General features: G+C 70.5%; 18 protein-coding genes and 1 rRNA gene. 8 read left to right on the top strand and 11 right to left on the bottom strand.

The features are described from left to right. Window positions 1-113: 113 nt before the first annotated feature. Window positions 114-779, bottom strand: coding sequence for an HAD family hydrolase (locus tag ACFQ6S_RS39145; protein ID WP_383420226.1), 666 nt, complete (start codon window positions 777-779; stop codon window positions 114-116). Window positions 780-883: 104 nt separating this feature from the next. Further along, on the bottom strand, window positions 884-1,399 hold the full coding sequence (locus tag ACFQ6S_RS39150; protein ID WP_383420228.1) for a DUF6912 family protein: 516 nt from the start codon (window positions 1,397-1,399) through the stop codon (window positions 884-886). A gap of 336 nt (window positions 1,400-1,735) precedes the next feature. Here ACFQ6S_RS39150 and ACFQ6S_RS39155 point away from each other — a divergent pair, with 336 nt between their 5' ends. Further along, window positions 1,736-2,401 (top strand): Rv3235 family protein, encoded by a 666-nt coding sequence (locus ACFQ6S_RS39155; RefSeq protein WP_383420230.1) that lies wholly within the window; start codon window positions 1,736-1,738, stop codon window positions 2,399-2,401. A 117-nt stretch (window positions 2,402-2,518) separates the two neighbouring features. Here the strand turns inward: ACFQ6S_RS39155 and secA are convergent, their stop codons facing one another. Further along, the gene (secA, locus tag ACFQ6S_RS39160; protein WP_383420232.1) at window positions 2,519-5,368 is read right to left on the bottom strand and encodes a preprotein translocase subunit SecA; all 2,850 of its coding nucleotides are present in this window, start codon (window positions 5,366-5,368) and stop codon (window positions 2,519-2,521) included. 271 nt (window positions 5,369-5,639) lie between these two features. Here secA and ACFQ6S_RS39165 point away from each other — a divergent pair, with 271 nt between their 5' ends. Next, window positions 5,640-6,221 carry a GNAT family N-acetyltransferase gene (locus ACFQ6S_RS39165; protein ID WP_383420234.1) on the top strand — a complete coding sequence of 194 codons (582 nt, stop codon included), beginning with the start codon at window positions 5,640-5,642 and terminating at the stop codon, window positions 6,219-6,221. Window positions 6,222-6,283: 62 nt separating this feature from the next. Next, complete coding sequence (locus ACFQ6S_RS39170; RefSeq protein ID WP_383420236.1) at window positions 6,284-7,456, top strand: winged helix-turn-helix domain-containing protein; 1,173 nt, start codon at window positions 6,284-6,286, stop codon at window positions 7,454-7,456. A 22-nt stretch (window positions 7,457-7,478) separates the two neighbouring features. Here the strand turns inward: ACFQ6S_RS39170 and ACFQ6S_RS39175 are convergent, their stop codons facing one another. The 7 genes from ACFQ6S_RS39175 to mtnA all read right to left on the bottom strand — a co-directional run bounded on the left by ACFQ6S_RS39175 (window position 7,479) and on the right by mtnA (window position 16,665). Continuing rightward, window positions 7,479-8,225: a response regulator gene (locus ACFQ6S_RS39175; RefSeq protein WP_383420238.1), complete on the bottom strand. Its 747-nt coding sequence runs from the start codon at window positions 8,223-8,225 to the stop codon at window positions 7,479-7,481. A gap of 201 nt (window positions 8,226-8,426) precedes the next feature. Beyond that, on the bottom strand, window positions 8,427-9,119 hold the full coding sequence (hpf, locus tag ACFQ6S_RS39180; RefSeq protein WP_383420278.1) for a ribosome hibernation-promoting factor, HPF/YfiA family: 693 nt from the start codon (window positions 9,117-9,119) through the stop codon (window positions 8,427-8,429). A 314-nt stretch (window positions 9,120-9,433) separates the two neighbouring features. Then, entirely contained in the window at window positions 9,434-10,492 is a 1,059-nt protein-coding gene (locus ACFQ6S_RS39185) for a ComF family protein (protein ID WP_383420240.1), read from the bottom strand. A 258-nt stretch (window positions 10,493-10,750) separates the two neighbouring features. Beyond that, window positions 10,751-12,607 (bottom strand): LpqB family beta-propeller domain-containing protein, encoded by a 1,857-nt coding sequence (locus ACFQ6S_RS39190; RefSeq protein ID WP_383420242.1) that lies wholly within the window; start codon window positions 12,605-12,607, stop codon window positions 10,751-10,753. Then, window positions 12,582-14,660, bottom strand: coding sequence for an MtrAB system histidine kinase MtrB (gene mtrB / locus ACFQ6S_RS39195; protein ID WP_383420244.1), 2,079 nt, complete (start codon window positions 14,658-14,660; stop codon window positions 12,582-12,584). The genes ACFQ6S_RS39190 and mtrB overlap by 26 nt, the downstream gene beginning before the upstream one ends. Window position 14,661: 1 nt before the next feature. Next, on the bottom strand, window positions 14,662-15,351 hold the full coding sequence (gene mtrA, locus ACFQ6S_RS39200) for a two-component system response regulator MtrA (protein ID WP_187283109.1): 690 nt from the start codon (window positions 15,349-15,351) through the stop codon (window positions 14,662-14,664). A gap of 156 nt (window positions 15,352-15,507) precedes the next feature. Then, window positions 15,508-16,665 carry an S-methyl-5-thioribose-1-phosphate isomerase gene (mtnA, locus tag ACFQ6S_RS39205; RefSeq protein WP_383420246.1) on the bottom strand — a complete coding sequence of 386 codons (1,158 nt, stop codon included), beginning with the start codon at window positions 16,663-16,665 and terminating at the stop codon, window positions 15,508-15,510. A gap of 140 nt (window positions 16,666-16,805) precedes the next feature. Here mtnA and ACFQ6S_RS39210 point away from each other — a divergent pair, with 140 nt between their 5' ends. From ACFQ6S_RS39210 to ACFQ6S_RS39230, 5 genes are read left to right on the top strand one after another with little or no spacing between them, the layout of a single operon-like run. Then, window positions 16,806-18,143, top strand: a complete 1,338-nt coding sequence (locus ACFQ6S_RS39210) for a glycerophosphoryl diester phosphodiesterase membrane domain-containing protein (protein WP_383420248.1) — start codon at window positions 16,806-16,808, stop codon at window positions 18,141-18,143. A gap of 4 nt (window positions 18,144-18,147) precedes the next feature. Beyond that, on the top strand, window positions 18,148-18,957 hold the full coding sequence (locus ACFQ6S_RS39215) for a DUF4129 domain-containing protein (protein ID WP_383420250.1): 810 nt from the start codon (window positions 18,148-18,150) through the stop codon (window positions 18,955-18,957). After that, the gene (locus ACFQ6S_RS39220; RefSeq protein WP_383420252.1) at window positions 18,954-20,162 is read left to right on the top strand and encodes a DUF4350 domain-containing protein; all 1,209 of its coding nucleotides are present in this window, start codon (window positions 18,954-18,956) and stop codon (window positions 20,160-20,162) included. Before ACFQ6S_RS39215 ends, ACFQ6S_RS39220 begins: the two co-directional genes overlap by 4 nt. Continuing rightward, the gene (locus tag ACFQ6S_RS39225; RefSeq protein WP_383420254.1) at window positions 20,162-21,151 is read left to right on the top strand and encodes an AAA family ATPase; all 990 of its coding nucleotides are present in this window, start codon (window positions 20,162-20,164) and stop codon (window positions 21,149-21,151) included. The genes ACFQ6S_RS39220 and ACFQ6S_RS39225 overlap by 1 nt, the downstream gene beginning before the upstream one ends. Then, a complete protein-coding gene (locus ACFQ6S_RS39230) occupies window positions 21,151-22,461 on the top strand; it encodes a DUF58 domain-containing protein (protein WP_383420256.1) in 1,311 nt (436 codons plus the stop codon). Before ACFQ6S_RS39225 ends, ACFQ6S_RS39230 begins: the two co-directional genes overlap by 1 nt. 100 nt (window positions 22,462-22,561) lie before the next feature. On the opposite strand, the gene rrf is transcribed toward ACFQ6S_RS39230, so the two are convergent. Continuing rightward, window positions 22,562-22,647: ribosomal RNA gene (gene rrf, locus ACFQ6S_RS39235) — 5S ribosomal RNA — on the bottom strand; the annotation flags it as partial.

A 22,647-nucleotide genomic window follows, 5' to 3' on the forward strand; every position in this document is an offset into this window, starting at 1 on the left:
GCGGGGCGCCGCGCCTGTCGCCCCGGTCGCCCCACGCTCACCTTCGCCGGTCGCCCCTCCAGGAGCCCCGCACACGCGGCCGATCCGGGAGCTCTTCGTACGCCACCGACCGGTCAGGCCCCCAACCGCTCCGCCTCCGCGACCGCCTCCCCGAGCGTGTCGACCACCGGCACCCCGACCGCCTCGAGGCTCGCCCGGCCGTGCGACCCCCCGGTGTACAGCACGGCGCGCGCCCCCACGTGCAACGCCGCCACCGCGTCATCGGCGGCGTCCCCGATCACCACCGTGCGAGCGGGATCCACACTCACGAGCGCCTTGAGATGCCGCACCATGTGCTCGGCCTTGCTGCCTCCGGACGGCCCGGTCCGCCCGTCGACCCGTAGGAAGTGCTCCTCGATCCCGAACCCCCGTACCAGCGGGACGAGTTCGTCATGCCCGTACATGCTCAGGATCGACTGGCTGCGCCCCGCCGACCGCCACCGCACCAGCAGCTCCGCCACACCCTCGGTGAGCCCGCACCCCACCCGGTGCTCGGTGTAGTACCGATGGAAGGTCTCGTCCATGACCTCCCACTCGGCGTCCGTCGGCAGCCGCCCCAGCAGCCGCTCGTAGAACTTCGGCACCGGCACGCAGTACAGCGACCGGTACTGCTCCATCGTGATCGGATCGAGCCCCAGCTCACCGAACGCGGCGTTGGTCGCCCCGATGATCGCGTCATTGTCGTGGAACAGCGTCCCGTTCCAGTCCCAGACGATGTGCGCCCCTACCAGCTTCCCCATGCCGAAAACCGTACCCGCCACCACTGACAATCATGAGAACAGCAGGTCACAGCAGGTGCGGGGCGGGAGCGGGGAGACGGGGCCCTGCGCCCCCGACTCCGGGCTCAGTCCCCCAGCCCCACCAGATTCCGGATCTCCTGAGTGGCGAACCACAGCAGCTCATGGTCCTCGGACCCGTCCACGACGAACTGCGCGTCGTCGTCCCCGCCGTCCGCCGCCTCAAGGGCCTGTGCGGCCGCCGCCACGTCCGTCTCCGCGTCGTCCGCGTCGACGTGCACGGCCGCCGCCTTGGCCAGCGCCACGCCCCCGGCGATCCGCACCTCGCCCAGCGCCGCCGGGTCCAGCCCTCGGTCGGGATCGGCGACGGCCGCCCCGTCGGGCACGTCCACGGCGACCACGACCCGGCGCCGCGGCACGCCCGGGTCCGCCGCCAGCAGCCGCAGCGAGGCCAGCGCGGCCCGGTTCAGCGCCGCGTACTCCAACTCCTCGATGTCGTCGGAGAGATACCACTCGCGCAGGGCCGGTGTGACGGCGTACGCGACGAGCGGTCCGCCGCCCAGCTCACCCGTCTTGTACGCCTCGGCGAGACCGGGGAGGGTCAGGGGGACGTAGACGCGCATGGCTGACCGCTTTCGTGTTCGTAAGGCTCCGCAAGAAACCCGGAGAGGGCGAGAGGGCGCTCCCGCGCCTCCCGGAGGGCTCTCAGGATACGTGCGGGCGTCCCCTTTCGAGTTCCCGCCGCCACCTCCCGCGGCGTCCACTCCGGTACGGGAACTCACCCTGGTCGCCCTTGCCTTCACTGGCCTCCGCGTCCCGCGATCACCCAGATAAGTGAAGTTCCCTGCCGCCTTCCCCGAGCCACCGCTTCCTTGCCGTCGGACCCCACGGCCCCGTACAAGATCACCAGTCACTAAGTTACTGCCCGGTATCTCCCGGGCCCGCCGAACGGGGACCCCATGAACAAGATCATGACCAGGGCACAGCACCGGCCCGGCACCCGCCCGCCGACCCGCCGCGACTCCCGCCGCCCAGCCGGCTCCCCGCCCCGCACACCGACCGGCGGCGTATCCCGTACGACATCCCCCGACGGCCGCCCACCCGGCTCCCCGAGCGCAACGGCAACGCGCTCCCGAACAAGGCCCACCGACACCCGCCCAGCGACCGCCCCAGCGGAAGCGCGGTCAGCAGCCGTATCCACCCGGCCTGGGGGCGGTCGCGCGGCCGGGTCGGCACAGGTGGGCGCAGGCGGCACTCCGCCGACGCCGGGACCCGTGATCCCCCACCCCCGCCCCACCGACGTCTTCGCCGACCGTCTCCTGCTGGTCCTGAGCGGCCAGCGCCCCGTGCACTCGATGCTCCGCCACACCGCGGGCCGTGCCTACGACGAACTCGCCTGGCTCGCCGAACGCGGCCCACTGCGCGCCCGCGGCACCCGACCCGTGGTCCGCGACATCGGCTACTTCGAGCCCCGTCCCGGCGCCGTCGAAGCGTTCGCCCGCATCGGCGCCGGCGAGCAGGTGCGCGCCATGGCCTTCCGTCTGGAGCAGGGCGGCGACCTTCGCTGGCGCTGCACGGCCGTTGAACTGGGCGGCCCTCGCAGGCCGCGCCCGCACGACGACTGACCACCGCCGCAGACCGCTCGGCATGGCGAAGGGCCGGGCTCCTGGAGGAGACCCGGCCCTTTCAGCCTCTATGGCACCGTCACCGTCTTCTCAACGGCACTGCGGCGCTCACCGGCGCTACTTCTTACGACGCCGCCCACCACGCGACTGCTTGCGGCGCTCCGCGCGCGTGAGGCCGTCGGCCTCCGAGCGCACCGGCTCGTCGCCGTTGTCGAAGTCGCCCTCGACGATGTCGCCCTCGCCGTCGACCTTGGGCGCGGTGTAGTGCAGGCGGTCCGGTCGGCGCGGAGCCTCGAGCCCCTTGGCGCGGATCTCGGGACGTGCGCCCGCCTGCGCCGGCACCGCGTCCTTCTTGTCCAGGTCGGCAACCGGCTTGGTGTCCTCGACCGGGACCTCCTCGACCTGCTGCTCGACCTGGACCTCCAGGTTGAACAGATAGCCGACGGACTCCTCCTTGATGCCCTCCATCATCGCGGTGAACATGTCGAAGCCCTCGCGCTGGTACTCGACCAGCGGGTCCTTCTGCGCCATCGCCCGCAGGCCGATGCCCTCCTGGAGGTAGTCCATCTCGTAGAGGTGCTCGCGCCACTTGCGGTCCAGGACCGACAGCACTACGCGGCGCTCCAGCTCACGCATGATCTCGGAGCCGAGCTGCGTCTCACGCTGCTCGTACTGCTCGCGTACGTCGTCCTTGATGGACTCCGCGATGAACTCGGCGGTCAGACCGGCCCGGTCGCCGGCCGCCTCCTCGAGCTCTTCGATGGTGACCTTCACCGGGTAGAGCTGCTTGAAGGCGCCCCACAGCCGGTCCAGGTCCCACTCCTCGGCGAAGCCCTCGGCGGTCTCCGCGCTGATGTAGGCGTCGATCGTGTCGTTCGTGAAGTGCTGCACCTGCTCGTGCAGGTCCTCGCCCTCCAGGACGCGGCGCCGCTCGCCGTAGATGACCTCGCGCTGGCGGTTGAGGACCTCGTCGTACTTCAAGACGTTCTTACGGGTCTCGAAGTTCTGCTGCTCGACCTGCGACTGCGCGGACGCGATCGCGCGCGTGACCATCTTGTTCTCGATCGGGACGTCGTCGGGGACGTTCGCCATCGCCATCACGCGCTCGACCATCTGGGCCTTGAACAGCCGCATCAGGTCGTCGCCGAGCGAGAGGTAGAAACGGGACTCACCCGGGTCGCCCTGACGGCCGGAACGACCGCGCAGCTGGTTGTCGATACGACGCGACTCGTGCCGCTCCGTGCCGAGGACGTAGAGGCCGCCGAGGTCCTTGACCTCCTCGAACTCCGCCTTGACCGCCTGCTCGGCCTTCTCCAGGGCGGCGGGCAGGTACTGGGCCCACTCCTCGATGTGCTCCTCGGGGTCGAGGCCCTGCTGGCGCAGCTCCGCCTCGGCGAGGTCCTCGGGGTTGCCGCCCAGCTTGATGTCGGTACCGCGGCCGGCCATGTTGGTGGCGACGGTGACGGCGCCCTTGCGGCCGGCCTGGGCGACGATGATCGCCTCACGGTCGTGCTGCTTGGCGTTCAGCACCTCGTGCTGGACACCGCGCTTGGACAGCTGCTGCGACAGGTACTCGGACTTCTCGACCGACGTCGTACCGACGAGGATCGGCTGGCCCTTCTCGTGCTTCTCGACGATGTCGTCGACGACCGCCTCGAACTTCGCGACCTCGGTGCGGTAGATCAGGTCCGACTGGTCCTTGCGGACCATCGGCCGGTTCGTCGGGATCGGGACCACGCCGAGCTTGTAGATCTGGTGGAACTCGGCGGCCTCGGTCATCGCCGTACCGGTCATGCCGCACAGACCGGGCTGTTCCTTGTCATTGTGGTCGTGGCGCTTGTAGAGGCGGAAGAAGTTCTGCAGGGTGATCGTGGCGAGGGTCTGGTTCTCGTCCTTGATGTCCACCCCTTCCTTCGCCTCGATCGCCTGGTGCATGCCCTCGTTGTAGCGGCGGCCGGCGAGGATACGGCCGGTGTGCTCGTCGACGATCATGACCTCGCCGTCGATGACGACGTAGTCCTTGTCGTTCTTGAAGAGCTCCTTCGCCTTGATGGCGTTGTTCAGGTAGCCCACCAGAGGCGTGTTCACCGACTCGTAGAGGTTGTCGATGCCCAGCCAGTCCTCGACCTTGGCGACACCGGCCTCGTGGATGGCGACCGTGCGCTTCTTCTCGTCGACGTCGTAGTCGCCGGTCTCCTCGAGGCCCTTGAGCGGGTTGCCGGCCTCGCCCTTCTTCAGGCGGGTGACCAGCTTGGCGAAGTCGCCGTACCACTTGGTGGCCTGGTCGGCGGGGCCGGAGATGATCAGCGGCGTACGGGCCTCGTCGACCAGGATGGAGTCGACCTCGTCGACGATGGCGAAGTTGTGGCCGCGCTGGACGAGTTCGTCCTTGGACCACGCCATGTTGTCGCGCAGGTAGTCGAAGCCGAACTCGTTGTTCGTGCCGTACGTGATGTCGGACCCGTACTGCTCACGACGCTGGGCCGGCGTCATGTTGGCAAGGATGCAGCCGACGGTGAGGCCCAGGAACTTGTGGACGCGGCCCATCATCTCGGAGTCGCGCTCGGCCAGATAGTCGTTCACCGTGATCAGGTGGACGCCCTTGTCCGACAGCGCGTTCAGATACGCGGGCAGCGTGCCGACGAGCGTCTTGCCCTCACCGGTCTTCATCTCGGCCACGTAGCCGAGGTGGAGGGCGGCGCCGCCCATGATCTGGACGTCGTAGTGGCGCTGGCCGAGGACGCGCTTGGCGGCCTCGCGAACCGTGGCGAAGGCTTCGGGAAGCAGGTCGTCCAGGGTCTCGCCGTCTGCGTACCGCTGCTTGTACTCATCGGTGAGGGCCCGCAGCTCGGCGTCGGAGAGGTCGACGAAGTCCTCTTCGATGGAGTTGACCTGGTCCGCGATGCGGTGCAGCTTGCGCAGGATCTTGCCTTCGCCTGCACGCATGATCTTCGAGAGGACGGACACGGGGGTTGGTCTCCTTGCCGGTCGGGCCTGGGACGGTCGGTTTCCATTTGACTTGGCTGAGCAACGGCCATCGTATGCGAGGACCCCGCCGCGCCGGGAGCCTGCCGGGGGCGCCGAGCGTCCACTGCTTCAAATCTCCGTCAAAGAGGACAACGGACGGGGGTCGCGGATGGTGCCGCGTTCCGCCCATGAATTGTGCGAAACGCAATCGCACGGTCACCCACCGCATAAACGTTGGCGCTTGTCACCGACCCGCGAGGAGAATCGGCCGATGGAACCCGTCACGCTCACCACCGACCGCCTCCAGATGCGCACGGTCGGCCCGAAGGACACCGATGCCGTGTACGAGGCCGCCCAGGATCCCGAGATCCAGCGCTGGACCACTATTCCCTCGCCCTACCTGCGCGAGCACGCGGAGAGCTTCACGGAACAACTCGTCCCCGAGGGCTGGAGGAACGGCTCGATGTTCACCTGGGGGCTGTTCCTTCCCGAGGGGGAGGACCTGGTGGGCATGCTCGGCCTCACGATGCGTTCGATGAGCGAGGCGGAGATCGGCTTCTGGGGCACCAAGGAGCACCGCGGCAACGGCTACATCACCGAGGCCGTCCTCGCCGCGTCCCGCTGGGCCTTCGTCCAGCTGTCGATCGACCGCGTGGAATGGCGCGCCGACGTCGGCAACCGAGCCTCCCGCGCGGTGGCCGAGCGAGCCGGCTTCTCCCTTGAGGGCACCCTCCGCTCCGCCATCGTCCACCAGGGCGTACGCCGGGACTGCTGGGTCGGCTCGCTGCTCCCGTCGGACCTGGCGCTGCCCTCGACGGCGCCGTACCTGCCGGCGCCGAAGGAGCCCTCCTAGCAGTTGCGGGCAAATCCCCAGCTCACCCCGCGTTGTCAGTGCCACCGCCTAAGGTGCCGAGCATGACCACCCCGCGCCCCACCACCGACCTCTCGGCCGACGAGGCCCGCCGCATCGCGCTGCGCGCGCAGGGTTTCGTCGGTGCCCCCGACCGCCGGTCCGGCGTCCGCGGCATCCTCCGTCACCTCGGCGCGGTGCAGCTCGACACCATCTCGGTCCTGGCCCGCTCCCACGAGCTGATCCCTTACGCGCGCCTGGGCGCGGTGGGCCGCAAGACGGTCGAGAAGGCCTACTGGACCGACACCCATGCCTTTGAGTACTGGTCCCACGCGGCCTGCATCCTCCCCGTCGAGGAGTGGCCCCACTTCGCCTTCCGCCGCCGCGCCTACCGCGGCCGCCCGCACTGGAACCACGATCTGCCCGACGGCGCCTACGACCAGGTGATCAAGCAGCTGCGCGCCGAAGGCCCCCTCACCGCGACCGAGCTGGGCGGCGCGAAGCGGACGAGCGAGTGGTGGGACTGGTCGGGCACCAAGGTCGCCGTCGAGCGGGCCCTGATGTACGGCGAGGTGGTCTGCGTCGAGCGCCGCGGCTGGAAGCGCGTCTACGACCTCGCCGAGCGCGCCGTTCCGCAGGCCTTGCTGCACGACGAGCTGGACGACGCCGAGTGCCTGCGCCGCCTGGTCCGCCTGGCCGGCCAGTCCCTCGGCGTCGGCACACGCGCGGACATCGCCGATTACCACCGTCTCAAGGGCGAGCAGGTCGACGCGGTGATCGCCGACTCGGGTCTGGTCCCGGTCACGGTCGAGGGCTGGGGCAAGCCGACCTGGGCCGACCCGGCGGCCCTTCAGACACCTCCGCGCGGCCGCCACCGTACGACGCTGCTGTCCCCGTTCGACTCCCTGATCTGGGAGCGGGCGCGCACGGAGCGGCTCTTCGGCTTCACCCACCGCCTCGAGGCGTACGTACCGAAGCAGAAGCGGATCCACGGCTACTTCGCGATGCCGGTCCTGGCCGGCGGCCATCTCGTCGGCCGCGTGGACCCGGCCCGCGAGGGCAGCACCCTGGTCGCCAAGCAGGTCACGCTGGACGGCCCGAAGGCGGTCCCCGCGGTGGCCCAGGCGCTGGTCGAGGCGGCGAGCTGGGTGGACTGCACGGACGTACGGGTGGAACGGGTCGACGCACCCGCCCTGCGCGAGCCGCTCGCCAAGGAGCTCGCCCTCCTGGTGGGGTGACCTCAGCTGACCTCAGCGGCCCTCACCGGATCTCGAGGATCTTCTCCCGCATCGCGTACACCACGGCCTCCATCCTGGAGTGCAGCTGAAGCTTCTCCAGGATGTTGCGCACATGGTTCTTCACGGTGTTCTCGGAGATGAACAACTCCTTGGCGATATCGCGGTTGTTCATCCCCGTGGCGACGAGCTTGAGGACCTCCAGCTCACGGTCCGTGAGCCGCGGCGCGGGCACGAGCCGACGCTCGTCCGTGCGCTGGATCATCGACTTGAACTCGGTGAGCAGCTTCGACGCCATGGACGGGCTGATCTGCGACTGGCCGTCGGCCACCGCGCGGATGGCCGTGGCGACCTCGTCCGTGGAGATCTCCTTGAGGAGATATCCGGTCGCGCCCGCCTTGATCGCGTCGTAGAGATCGGCCTCCTCGTCGCTGATCGTCAGCATGATGATCTTCGCGCTGGGGGCTACCTCCTTGATGGAGGTGCAGGCCTCGATCCCGCCCCGCTTGGGCATCCGCACATCCATCAAGACGATGTCCGGTAGCAGGTCAGCGGCCTTGTCGACGGCTTCCGCGCCGTCTCCCGCCTCTCCCACCACCTGGATGTCCTCCTCGGCGGCGAGCACGATCTCCAGTCCACGGCGGAACAGGGCGTGGTCGTCCACCACGAGGACTCTGATCGGCTCCTTGCGTGGAGAGCCCGCCTCCGGGCCCATGCCGACGACATCGCCGTCGGCACCCTCGTCCCGCATCGGTCCGAAGCTGTCCGCCATCGTTCCTCCCCCTGAAGGCTGTGGCTGGTCGTTTGCCATCGCCAACCCAAGGCAGCGGCCCAACGGTTGGACCGGTGCGGCCATGATTTCATGCCCGGCCCACACTCCGGTGACGAGCGGGGCGCGAAGTGGTCGCACACCGGTGCCCCTGGGGGCGCACACGCGCTCCAGGGGCACCGGCTCAGCTGTCAGCCGGGTGGTTCAGCCGCCCAGCGTGCCACCTGCCGCGGGAGAATGCGCCTGGGTGACCATCGGGTCCGTGTTGAGGTGGATGACCCCGTAGTCATAGGCGTGCCGCCGGTAGACGACGCTCGGTTCCTTCGTCTCGGAGTCGACGAAGAGGTAGAAGTCGTGCCCGACCAGCTCCATCTCGTAGAGGGCCTGGTCGAGGGTCATCGGGGAGGCGACGTGTGTCTTCTCGCGTACGACGAGGGGCCCTTCGCCCTTCACTTCCAGCGAGCCGATCTTCTTGGTGGGAACTCCGTCCGACTCTTCTTCCTGGAAGGTGTGGCCGTTGCCATTGAGCGTCGCGGCGCCCGGAACGTGGTCGGGGACCTCGGCCGCCGTGAGTCGGCGTGCGCCTCGGCGCGAGTAACGCTTGTCGTGCTGCTTGCGCAGCCGGGCATCCAGCTTCTCCGCCGCCAGATCGAGTGCCGCGTACGGATCGCTGGCCGCGGCCTCCGCCCGGATCACCGGACCGCGGGAGCGGAGCGTGATCTCCACTCGATCACTGCGGTCGGCCTGTCGCGGGTTGGGCTCCTTGGACACCTCGACGTCGAGGCTGATCACCTTGGCATCGAGCCTCTGGATCTTCTCCAGCTTCAGCTTCTCGGCCACGTGCTTGCGGAACCGCTCGGGCACCTCGGTCTTGCGGCCCTTGACGACGATGTCCACGCAGAACTCCGTTCCCGGATCGCTCCGCTCCATCGGCGGAGCATCTCCCTTTTGCACCAGGCTCCGGTGACCCCGGAACCTCGGACTCGGCGACTTCCACCTCCTCCTCCCCCATGGGCAAGATCTCCACCCCATGGCCGCGGGTGATTGCTCGAAACCCACGGCACGGCATTCGGATATGACGGGGATGGCCTGCGCCTTTCCCTCACAACCGAACATATCTCGCCCGGACGGATGTCGTCACCCTCTACTGCGGCGTACCTCCGTTCAGGTGAATTGACCCTCTCGTTACCTGCAACGATGCAAGTTCGCAGTCAGTTCCGGTTTATTTCGAAAGAATCCGGAGTAGCCGCGACCACAGCCGCGCAGATCGGGTCATGGGACCGTCTGACGCCCATGATTCCCGGCATCTCACGCGTCCGCCGCACAGCGCCCTCCATCGATCCAGCGTTCCGTTCCCCTCTGCTTTCCCGACTTCCCGCCCGGTACACAGCCGTTGTCCCGTCACCGCACTCATCCGGCCCTGCGGTTACCGGTCTATACGCGTCCACCTCCCCGACCGTTCTGCCGAATGCGCTCGCTCGCTCCGACTCGGCCAACTCGGTCCGACCCGCTTCCCCCAATGCCGCCCGCAAGGCCCGCGTCGCCTCCGCCAAGGACGCCCCCGTCGTCATCAGGTCGTCCACCAGGACGACTGGGCAACGCCCGGCGCCCGCGAGCAACCGGCCTCCCCCGGAAGCCACCGTCAGCGCGCCGGCGAGATTGTCCAGCCGCTGCCGGGAGTTGAGCCCCGACTGATCGGCCACCGCACGCCGTTGCCGGAGCACGGCGAGCACACGGGCCGGCGTACCGGCCCGTCGCAGCTCACCAGCGGCCGAGAGCGCGATCCGGCGTGCCGGATCATGCCCGCGCGCCCGAACCGCAGCCCGCGCGGACGGAACCGGTACGAGCAGCACCGGCGCGCCGACGCCCCCGAACCGCTCCGCCCCGTCTGCCCGCGCCTGAGGACTTCGGGACGACACAGCCCGCCCTGGCGCCCCACGGCCCTGCGCACCGGCCCCTGGAAGATCCGGACCGGCCTCCCGAAGCCCCGCCCGCACAGCCCCGGCCAGGGCCGCTCCGAGCGGCGCCGCGAGTGCCAGCGCGCCGCGTTCCTTGTGGGCCAGGAGCATGGCCCGCACCTCGTCCGCGTACCGGGCCGCCGCGTGCACCACCGGCAGCCCGGGCGGCTCCGGCACCGGTCGCACCCGGCTCGGTGCGGTCCCGCTCAGGACGGCACGGCACTCCGGACAGAGCACCGTACGAGGCCTTCCACAGCCTCCGCACTCGGCCGGCAGCACCAAGTCGGTGAGGTCCTGCCACCACCCCCGCATGCCCACCACTGTGCCAACGTCCGCCCCGACCGACCACCCCTGTGGATAACCCCCTGTGGAAAACTCCGAGCCCTGCATGGAGGCCGCCGAATCCGTCCGCCAGCGGTCTCGGAGGCCCTACCCCGAATGCCGCCCCCACCCGAATACGGCAGCAACAAAGAAGCGGCCGCTCCCCCGGGAGTCCCACCCCGGCCGGAAGCGACCGCCACGCTCACCACTCACCGTCCCCGAACCTCGACGGTTCGGCCGGACGAAACCTCACCCGGGATAAACCGGCGCCGTCCCGTCCGTCACCACCTTCTGCCACTGGGCCCCGGACGGCAGCCGTACGATCCCGTCCTCCGAGTACCCGACCAGCGGCAGCCGCGCGTCCTCGGACGCGGTGATCTCCTTCACCCCGCTGAGTGCCGCGGGCGCAGGCCCTTCCGGCGTGGAGCCGTCGACCTGCACATACCGCATCGTCTGCACGCCGCCCTGCTCACGGCCGACCACGACGAGCCGGCTGTCACCGGCCCACGACATGGCCGTGACCTCCTCCAACTCGGGCGTCGCAGAGCGCAGTTCGTGCACCGAGACGGTCGTGGAGTCGCCGGCCTTGCCGTCCTCGCCCCGTTCGATCCGGCCGATGAGCAGCGACGACTTGTCGCCGTCCTTCACCACGAGCGCGATGCGCACACCGTCCGCGGCCACCCGCACGGATTCGATGCGCCCCTCAAGACCCGGCGGAGTCTTCACCACCAGCGGCTCGCCCACGCCCTCCTTCAGCAGAAGCAGCCTGGGGTTGTCGGGATCGCGGTCGGCCACCCAGAGGTCTCCCTGCGCGTCCCAGCTGGGCGCGGACAGCCGTTCCTCGTCGGTCGGGCCCGCGCTGGTCAGCTCGGGATCCCCGAGCGGCCCTCCGGCGACCAGCGCACCCACGTACAGGTTCCTGCCGTCGAGACCGACCCCGGCCGCCATGGCCTCGTCACGCGAGACCGCCACAGACTCCAGCTGCCTCTCGCCCTCGCCCAGGGCGCCCGGCACAGGGTCGGGGTTCGTGCCGTTGGTGGCCGCGGCCAGCCGTACCAGCCGGTGCTTGTCGTCGAGGAAGTACAGATAGTCGGCGCGTTCCACGGACCCGCGCGCGGCGACGGCCTCCGCACGGTCCTCGGTCAGCGCGCACAGCTGCCTGCCACCCGCCCGCAGCTCGACCTCGTCCACGGTCGGGGTGAGGTTCTGAAGGGTGAACAGGAGCTGGGCCGCCATCTCGTTGCACTTGGTCAGCCCGACCCGCGCGGCCTTGTCGTTCAACCGCACGGTCAGCCGGTTCTGGTCGTCCGGCGTCAGTGTGGTGACGTCCTTCTTCAGCGCCGTTCCCGTGGGGAAGCTCGACCTGACCACCGGGTTGAGCCAGCTGGTGGGCCCCTTGAGCAGGGAACGCACGGTCTGCGTCATGGGGTCGACGTTGCGGCGCACATAGACGGGATCGGCGACGGCCGCCGTGTGCGGGGAGGTCCCGAGCGTGGTGCTCGTGGCGAAGTAGTACTTGTCGACGGACATGTAGTTGCGCTGGAAGTCCGACTTGCCCATGACCACGCCGCGCGGCGGCACGTCGATACGCCACTGCTTGGTCTTCTTGTCCCGGGTGAGGTGCATCGACTCGCTGTAGTCCCCGCCTGCGGACGCGTACGACTGCTGCGCGTCGACCGTGGCGACCTTGGTACCGGTCAGCGTGTACGAGAGGTTGTCGGTCTCCTCCCGGCCTCCCACCCGGTCGACGTCGGCGCCCGGCCCGTCGGCGAGCACCGTGGTGGACAGCTGGGGCCGCCAGTTGTCCGACGCTTCCTTCGTCAGGTACTTGCGCGCTATCTCGTAGTCCGGATCGTCGCTGGTCAGTGCCTCCAGGAAGCCCGACACGATCTCGGAGGACGACGCGTCCTCGTGCGGCGGCATGGCGAAGACCCGCACCTGGGTGTCCTGGCGCGGCGTGGACTCGACGCCTCGCAGATCGCCGCTGTCGGGCATCGAGGCGCACCCGGCCAGCAGTACGACGCCACAGGCGGCGTACACCACCGCGCGCCCCGGCGGGCGCCGGGCGCCCCCCTCGCGGTCAGCGCCCACGAGATGCCTCCCCATGCTTGCTCGACTCCTCGGTGCCCCCGGCATCCTCGCTCAGCGGCTCTTCCGCAGCACGCGTCTCGTCCTGGCTCCGCGCGCCCGACACGGGCCGGGGCACCACCCGCGCGCCGTTGCCGGGCAGGGCCGTCGGATCGGCCTTCGGGACCGCTGAAGCCCCGAGGCGGGGCGGGATCGGATCCCTGGACGGCTTCGCGGGGACCTGGTCGCCGTTGGGCTGGGTCGGCAGCGTTGCGGCCTTGGCGCCGCCGCCGTTCGGCAGACCGGCGTCATCGAGGCCACGATTGCGCCGCGAGTCCTTGGGCTCCAGGGGTATCGGCGAGCCCCTCAGCGGCTCGTCCGCCGTCCGCGGCAGCGTCAGCCGGAACTGCGAGCCGCCACCCGGCTCGCCCCACGCCTGGAGCCAGCCGCCGTGCAGCCGCGCGTCCTCCAGCGCGATGGACAGGCCCAGACCCGTACCGCCCGTGGTGCGCGCGCGTGCCGGGTCGGCCCGCCAGAAGCGGCTGAAGACGCGGGTCGCCTCACCGGGCTTGAGCCCGACGCCGTAGTCGCGCACCGCGACGGCGACCGCACCGCCCGCCGCCGCGAGCTTGACGACGACGTCCCTGCCCTCGCCGTGCTCGACGGCGTTGACGACGAGGTTGCGCAGCACGCGCTCCACCCGCCGGGCGTCGGCCTCGGCGACGACGGGCTGCTGGTCGCCGACCACGCGTATCTGCGTGCCCTTGCGCTCGGCCAGCGGCTCGGCGCCGCTGACGACGCGGCGTACGACCTCTCTGAGGTCGATCGGCTCGGCCTCCAGCGCCGCCGCACCCGCGTCGAAACGACTGATCTCCAGCAGATCGGCGAGCAGCGACTCGAACCGGTCCAGCTGGTCGGCCAGCAGTTCCGCCGACCGCGCGGTCACCGGGTCGAAGTCCTCGCGCGCCTCGTGGATGACGTCGGCGGCCATGCGTACGGTCGTCAGCGGTGTGCGCAGCTCGTGCGACACGTCGGACACGAACCGTCGCTGCATCCGCGAGAGGTCCTCCAGCTGCTGGATCTTCAGCTGAAGGTTCTGCGCCATCTTGTTGAAGGCCTCGCCGAGCCGCGCGATGTCGTCCTCGCCGGTGACCTTCATCCGTTCCTGAAGCCGCCCCGCCGACAACCGCTCGGCGATCCCGGCCGCCATCCGCACGGGCGTGACGACCTGCCGCACCACGAGCCAGGCGATGGCCCCGAGAAGTACGACGACGAAGAGCCCGGCGGTGGCCAGCGTCCCCTTGACCAGGCTCAGCGACTTCTCCTCCTGGGTGAGCGGGAAGAGGTAGTACAGCTGGTACGGGTCGCCGTTGGGGTCGTTGACCTGCTTGCCGATGACGAGGGCCGGCTGGGCCTCCTTGTCGGCGGTGGGGTTGTAGACGATGCGGGTGTAGCTCTGGAACGCCCCCATGTTGCTGTCGATCCGCTCGCGCAGATCCTCGGGCACGCTCGATGTCGGGTCCACTCCGCCGGATGCGCGCGGGCCGCGTCCACCGGTGTCTCCTCCGGCCGAGGCCGGGAGGGTCACCACGTCGAAGGCGCCCTGCCCGCCGCTGGACAGCGAGGAGACGAGGTCGCTCATCCACTGGATGACGTTCTGCTCGGAGCGCTCGTCCGCCGTCGCGCCGTCGTCGGCGGTCCCGGCGGCAGCCTCGTCGGCACTCTGCTTGGCCGCCGCGAACCCGCCCGTGGCCTGGCTCTGCGAGGCCTTCACCTTGGCGTCCAGGAGCCCGTTGCGCACCTGCCCGATGACCACGAAGCCCAGCAGCAGGACGACGCCGAGCGACATCAGCAGGGTGGTGACGACGACCTTGAGCTGGATGTTGCGCCGCCACAGCCGCATGACGGGCAGCAGCGGCCGACGCACCCAGCGCAGCAGGAGACGAAGGACCGGGCTGCCCTGGACTCCGCCCTGAAGCAGCCCGCCCTCGAGGAACCGTCCCCAGCGGGAGCCCGCCGCCTTCCGGCCGACAGGCCGCTCCGGCCGGGCCCCGGTCCGACCGGGGGCCGCAGCGGCACTGTCCCGGGACATGTCAGCTCGGCCCTGCCTTGTAGCCGACGCCACGGACGGTCACCACGATCTCCGGCCGCTCCGGGTCCTTCTCGACCTTGGAACGCAGCCGCTGCACATGCACATTGACCAGTCGGGTGTCGGCCGCGTGCCGGTAGCCCCACACCTGTTCGAGGAGCACCTCACGCGTGAACACCTGCCACGGCTTACGGGCCAGCGCGACCAGCAGGTCGAACTCCAGCGGCGTCAAGGCGATCGACTGGCCGTCCCGCTTCACGGAATGCCCGGCCACATCGATGACGAGATCACCGATGGCGAGCTGCTCGGGCGCCGGCTCCTCCGACCTCCGCAGGCGCGCCCGGATCCGGGCGACGAGCTCCTTCGGCTTGAACGGCTTCACGATGTAGTCGTCGGCGCCGGACTCCAGGCCCACCACGACGTCCACGGTGTCGCTCTTCGCCGTGAGCATCACGATCGGCACCCCGGACTCCGCCCTGATCAGACGGCACACCTCGATACCGTCCCGCCCGGGCAGCATCAGGTCGAGCAGCACCAGATCTGGCTTGGCCTCCCGGAATGCGGCCAGCGCCTTGTCGCCGTCAGCTACGAAAGACGGCTCAAAACCTTCACCACGCAGCACAATGCCGAGCATCTCGGCCAGTGCGGTGTCGTCGTCGACGACAAGGACTCGTCCCTTCATAAACGACATCATCCCATTCTCATAACAGTGGCGAAGGCAGTGGTGAGATAGGTCACCGGCCAGTGACCTTAGTCGTAGGCGGTCGCCACTGTCTGCCCTCGCCCCCATCACAGACTGTGACTTTTGGGCGGGTATGCCCCGCTCTACCCGCCCAACCGGCTCCGGCCCCTACTTCACAACGTCCACATCACCCGCCCGCGACCCGGCGTACAACTCGGCCAGCGCCTCGGCCGTCACCGGCGACACGACGCCTTCCTCGGTGACGATCGCCGTCACCAGCTCGGGCGGCGTCACATCGAAGGCCGGGTTGTACGCCTGGGTCCCCAGCGGTGCCACCGGAATCCCGCCCCCCGGCTCCCCACCCGCCGTCGGCGCCTGAGGCGCCGCGATCTCGGTCACCTCGAAGCCGGGGCGCTGCTCGACCTCGATGGACGCCCCGTCCGCCGTGTCCGGATCCACCGTCGTCAGCGGCGCCACCACGATGAACGGCACATGGTGATAGCGCGCGAGCACGGCCAGGGGATAACTCCCCACCTTGTTCGCCACCGAGCCGTCGGCCGCGATGCGATCCGCGCCGATCAGCACCGCGTCCACCTCACCGGCCGCGAACAGCGAGCCCGCCGCGCTGTCGGTGAGCAGGGTGTACGCCATCCCGTTGCGCGCCGCCTCGTACGCCGTCAGACGCGCCCCCTGCAGCAACGGCCGCGTCTCGTCCACCCACAGCCGCCTGAGCCGCCCGACCCGATGCGCCGCCTGCGCCACCGCGAACGCCGTGCCCTCGCCGCCCGAGACCAGCGCCCCGGTGTTGCAGTGCGTGAGGATCCGGTGCCCACCTCCGGGCAACAGCTCGTCCAGCAGCGCCAGCCCCCGCTCGGCCATCCGAACACTGGCCTCGGCGTCCTCTTCGTGCAGCGCCCGCGCCGCCACCAGCGCCGCGGCAGCCGCCTGCTCGACGTCCCCGCCGCCGGCCAACTCGGCCCGGTACGCGGACCGAGCGCGTTGCACGCCCACGGCGAGGTTCACCGCGGTGGGCCGGGCGCCCGCCAGTGAGTCCGCGGCGGCGTCCACGTCGAAGCCACGCGCGGCGGCGAGCGCGACCCCGTACGCCCCGGCGATCCCGAGCAGCGGCGCCCCGCGCACGGCGAGCGAACGGATCGCCTCCACCAGCGCCGGAGCGTCCGTACAGACCAGTTCGACCTCCTCGGCCGGTAGCCTCGTCTGATCGAGAAGGACCAGTACGGGACCTTCGGGTGGTTCGTCCCATCGGATCGCCGGAATCTCGGTCGGCCTGCTGTCCTCGCCGGATTGCGCGTGCTGATCAGCCATGTGGCCAGTCTGCCCCTTGTCCGGCGGACAATTGAAGGTGCGCAGCCCATACCGCGACCGGTACCCAGCCGACCACCCCATGGCACGATGGCTGCCAACCTGCCACCGCGACCGCGGACGGGCACCGTGAAGGAGCGACGATGAAAGACACTCCGGGCTGGGCCTCGCCCGGATCCGCCCCGTCCGACGGACAGGAACCCGGCGCGACCGGTCCTGCCGAGCCCGCAGACCGCCCCGCCCCCGAGCAGCAGCCGGGAGCGGACCCACAGGACCCCGGCTCGAAGTGGTCCAAGGAGCAGCCGCCACCCGGCCAGTGGTCCGCGCCCACCGGGTCCCCGGCTCCCGGCCAGGCCCCGCCAGCCCCACCGCCCGGCCCGGGCTGGGGCGCTCCACCTCCCGCCGGCCCGGGCGGTCACGGCGGATACGGCGGCGGCCACCCGGGCTACGGCCCTCCTGGCGCATACGGCGGTTGGGGAGGCGGCTGGGGCGGACCTCCGCCCGCGGCGAAGCCCGGTGTGATCCCGCTGCGCCCGCTCGGCGTCGGCGAGATCCTCGACGGCGCCGTCTCCACCATGCGCACCTACTGGCGCACGGTCCTCGGCATCTCCCTGACCGTCGCGATCGTGACGGAGATCCTCGTCATCCTCGTCCAGGGCTTCATCCTGAACGACCGCACCAGCACCGAGGCCCTCAACGACCCGAACGCCAGCCTCGACGAACTGACCCGCGCCATGGGCGACGCCATGCTCAGCTCCAGCGTGATCCTCCTGATCTCGCTGATCGGTGCGATCATCGCCACCGCCCTGCTGACGACGGTCACCAGCCGGGCGGTGCTCGGCAAGTCGGTCACCACCGGCGAGGCCTGGCGCGACGCGCGCACTCAGGTACCGCGGCTCTTCGGCCTGCTCTTCCTGCTGCTGCTCATGACCGTCGGCCTGGTCATCGTCGGCGCCTTGCCCGGCATCCTCGTGGCCGCCTCGGGCTCCGGCGACGCGGGCGCGGCTCTCACCATCCTGGGCATGCTCGCCGCCGGCCTGGTCGCGCTGTGGCTGTGGTTCCGCTTCTCCCTGGCCTCGCCCGCGCTGATGCTGGAGAAGCAGGGCATCGTGAAGGCACTGAGCCGCTCCGCCAAGCTGGTCCGCGGCTCCTGGTGGCGCGTCTTCGGCATCCAGCTGCTGGCCATGATCATCGCGAACATCGTCGCGGCGATCGTCGTCATCCCCTTCACCTTCCTCGCCGCCGCCCTCAGCGGTGACGCCACCACCAACATCCTCGACGGCAGCACCGACCTCGGCTGGACGTTCCTCATCGTCAGCGGCGTCGGTTCGGTGATCGGCTCCATGATCACCTTCCCGATCTCGGCCGGCGTCACGGTCCTGCTCTACATCGACCAACGCATCCGCCGCGAGGCCCTCGACCTCGAACTCGCCCGAGCCGCCGGCGTCCAGGACTACGGCACCGGCACCTCGGGGAGCTGAACCGGTGAGCTTTGCGGGGGGAGTTCTCACTACGGCGTCAGCACTGCCGGACACGGCCGGACGCGCGTTGCTGCGCGCCGGCGGCACATCCGTACGGGCGCTGTCGCATCCGGCCGACACATCCGTACTGTCGTTGCTCGCACGCTCCGACGACGAGCCGCCCCTGACGATCCCCCGTGATCCCGCGCGGGAGGCGGCCCGGCGCGAGCTGTCCAAGGGCATGTACCACGAGAACGAACCCAGTTGGTTCCAGCGCGCCCTGGACGCCTTCTGGGACTGGGTCGAGGACCTGTTCACCAGCGCCTCGACCGTGACGCCCGGAGGACCGCTCGGCCTGGTCGTCGTCATCCTGGTCGTCGTAGCGGTCCTGGGCGCCCTCTGGTGGCGCCTCGGTACCCCGCGCCGCCAACCCACCTCCTCCGCCGCCCTGTTCGACGACCGCCCCCGCAGCGCCGCCGAACACCGCGCCGCCGCCGACGCACACGCCGCCCAGGCCCACTGGAACCAGGCCGTCCAGGAACGCATGCGCGCCATCGTCCGCTCACTGGAGGAACGCGCACTCCTCGACGCCCGCCCCGGCCGCACCGCGGACGAGGCCGCCGCCGAGGCAGGCCGTCCACTGCCCGCCCACAGGGACCGACTGCGCTCCGCCGCCCGGGACTTCGACGACGTCACATACGGCGGACGGGCCGCGACCCAGCAGGCGTACCAGCGCATCAAGGAACTCGACCGCGACCTGGAGAACACCAAGCCCCAGCTCGCGACCAGCGCACCCAGCACGGCCCACAACGCCCGCCAGGGAGCCGCCGAATGACCGCCGGGGCCACGCTCCCGTCCACCTCGGCCTCGCCCACCGCACGCCAGGTGTGGACCCGCGCGCGAGGCATCGGCCTCGCCGTCGTGCTCCTGCTGGCGGCAGCCGTCGTGATCGCCACGATCCGTTCCGACGCCCGGCACGGCTCCCTCGACCCACGCTCCGCCGACCCCAAGGGCAGCCGGGCCGTCGCCGAACTCCTCGCCGACCGCGGCGTGGACACCCGCGTGGTCACCACCCTGGACGAGGCACGCGCCGCGTCCGCCGCGGACACCACGCTCCTCGTCGCCGCGCCCGAACTGCTGACGCACCGTCAACAGTCCTCGCTGCGCTCGGCGACCGCCGGCTCCGGCGGCCGTACCGTCCTCGTCGCCCCCGGCAGCTGGTCCGTCGAACGACTCGTGCCCGGGGTCACCGCGGACCCCGCCACCAGCCTCGACTCGGAACTCGCCCCCGACTGCGCCCTGCCGGCCGCCCAGCGCGCCGGCACCGCCGACCTGGGCGGAATCCGCTACACCACCACCCACCTCGACGCCGACGAGTGCTACCCCAGCGACCGCCTGGCGACCCTGCTGCGCGTCCCGGAGACCACCGGGGACGGCGACGGCGACACCGTCGTCCTCGGTGCGCCCGACATCCTCCACAACGAACACCTCGACGAGCAGGGCAACGCCTCTCTCGCCCTCCAACTCCTCGGCTCCCGCCCCCACTTGGTCTGGTACCTCCCCTCGCTCTCCGACGCGTCGGCCGCCGACGCGGACGACGAGCGCAGCTTCTTCGACCTGCTCCCCTCGGGCTGGCTCTGGGGCACGCTGCAGCTCTTCATCGCCGCAGCCCTGGCCGCCCTCTGGAGGGCACGTCGACTCGGCCCCCTGGTGCCCGAAAAACTCCCCGTGGCGATCCGCGCCTCCGAAACCGTCGAAGGCCGCGCCCGTCTCTACCGCAAGGCAGCCGCCCGCGACCGCGCCGCAGCCGCTCTTCGCTCCACCACCCGCACGCGCCTCGCCCCCCTCGTAGGTGTCCCCGTCTCCCAGGCGCACGCGCCCGAGGCCCTGCTCCCCGCTCTGTCCGCCCACCTCCACAATCACGGAGACGGACAGACCCTGCCCACACTGCTCTTCGGCCCGCCGCCCGGCGACGACGCGGCCCTCATCTCCCTCGCCGACCAACTCGACGCCCTCGAAAGAGAGGTACGCCGTCCATGATGGACCCGACCACTGACAACGCCGGGAACACCGGGGACCCGGGCACCGCCCGCGCCTCCCTGGAAGCCCTGCGCGCCGAGATCGCCAAAGCCGTGGTCGGCCAGGACCCCGCCGTGACCGGCCTCGTCGTCGCCCTCCTCTGCCGCGGACACGTTCTACTAGAAGGAGTCCCCGGGGTCGCCAAAACGTTGCTCGTCCGCGCCCTCGCATCCGCACTCGAACTCGACACCAAGCGCGTCCAGTTCACTCCCGACCTCATGCCGAGCGACGTGACGGGTTCCCTCGTCTACGACACCCGCAGCGCCGAGTTCTCCTTCCAGCCCGGCCCGGTCTTCACCAACCTCCTCCTCGCCGACGAGATCAACCGCACCCCGCCGAAGACCCAGTCCTCCCTGCTGGAGGCTATGGAGGAGCGCCAGGTCACGGTCGACGGCACACCCCGCCCGCTTCCCGACCCCTTCCTGGTCGCAGCGACCCAGAACCCGGTGGAGTACGAGGGCACGTACCCCCTCCCCGAAGCCCAGCTGGACCGTTTCCTCCTCAAGCTCACGATCCCGCTCCCCTCCCGCCAGGACGAGATCGACGTCCTCACCCGCCACGCCGAGGGCTTCAACCCACGCGACCTGCGCGCCGCCGGCGTACGCCCCGTAGCCGGCCCCGCAGACCTGGAGGCGGCACGCGCGGCGGTCGCCAAGACGACGGTCTCCCCCGAGATCACGGCCTACGTCGTCGACATCTGCCGAGCCACCCGAGAATCGCCGTCCCTCACCCTGGGCGTCTCCCCGCGCGGCGCGACCGCCCTCCTCGCCGCGGCCCGCGCATGGGCCTGGCTGACCGGTCGCGACTACGTCATCCCCGACGACGTGAAGGCCCTCGCCCTCCCCGCCCTCCGCCACCGCGTCCAACTCCGACCGGAAGCCGAGATGGAAGGCGTCACCGCCGACTCCGTGATCAACGCGATCCTCGCCCACGTCCCCGTCCCCCGCTGATGGCCCTCACCGGACGCGCCGCACTCCTCGCGGCCCTAGGCTCCCTCCCCGTAGGCATCTGGGACCCCAGCTGGACGGGCATCCTCGCGGTCAACGCACCCCTGCTCGCGGCCTGCGCCTGCGACTTCGCCCTGGCAGCACCCGTACGCCGACTGGGTCTGACCCGCTCCGGCGACACCTCCGTACGCCTGGGCGAGACGGCCGACGTCACCCTCACGATCACCAACCCGTCCGGCCGCCCACTCCGCGCCCACGTCCGCGACGCCTGGCCGCCGAGCAGCTGGCAGCCCGGCACAGAGGTGGCGGCCTCCCGCCACCGCGTGACGATCCCCGCCGGCGAACGCCGACGCCTCACCACGCGACTACGCCCCACCCGCCGAGGCGACCGCCAGGCCGACCGCGTGACGATCCGCTCCTACGGCCCCCTGGGACTCTTCGCCCGCCAGGGCACCCACAAGGCCCCCTGGACGGTACGGGTCCTCCCCCCGTTCACGAGCCGCAAGCACCTGCCCTCAAAGCTGGCCCGCCTGCGCGAACTCGACGGCCGCACCAGCGTCCTCACGCGCGGCGAGGGCACAGAATTCGACAGCCTCCGCGAGTATGTCCCCGGCGACGACACACGCTCCATCGACTGGCGCGCCACGGCCCGACAGTCCACGGTCGCCGTACGCACCTGGCGCCCCGAGCGCGATCGCCACATCCTCCTCGTCCTGGACACCGGCCGCACCTCGGCGGGCCGGGTCGGCGACGTCCCACGCCTCGACGCCTCCATGGACGCGGCCCTGCTCCTGGCCGTCCTCGCCTCCCGAGCCGGCGACCGCGTGGACCTCCTCGCCTACGACCGCCGAGTTCGCGCCCTCGTCCAGGGCCGCGGAGCAGGCGATGTCCTTCCGTCCCTGGTCAATGCCATGGCCACACTCGAACCCGAACTCCTCGAAACAGACGCCCGAGGCCTTACGGCCACAGCTCTCCGTACGGCCCCCCGCCACTCCCTGATCGTGCTGCTCACCACCCTCGACGCGGCCCCGATCGAAGAGGGCCTGCTCCCCGTCCTCTCCCAACTCACCCAGCGCCACACAGTCCTGCTCGCATCAGTAGCGGACCCTCACATCGCCCGCATGGCAACCGCCCGCGGCAACACGGACTCGGTGTACGAGGCAGCAGCAGCCGCCCAGGCCCAGAGCGAACGCAACCACACTGCGGACCAGCTCCGCCGACGTGGCGTTACGGTCGTCGATGCGACGCCGGAAGAGCTGGCGCCGGCATTGGCGGACGCCTATCTGGCCCTCAAGACAGCGGGGCGCCTGTAATTCACGCACGGGGGAGTCCGTCGGACTCCAATTGCACACGACCCAGAAATGCAGAAAGCCCCCGAACCGGTATCCCCGGTCGGGGGCTTTCTCAAGATTTGTTCGGCGGTGTCCTACTCTCCCACAGGGTCCCCCCTGCAGTACCATCGGCGCTGTAAGGCTTAGCTTCCGGGTTCGGAATGTAAC

Origin of the sequence: Streptomyces sp. NPDC056479, assembly GCF_042795335.1 — a bacterium.
GTDB lineage: Bacteria > Actinomycetota > Actinomycetes > Streptomycetales > Streptomycetaceae > Streptomyces.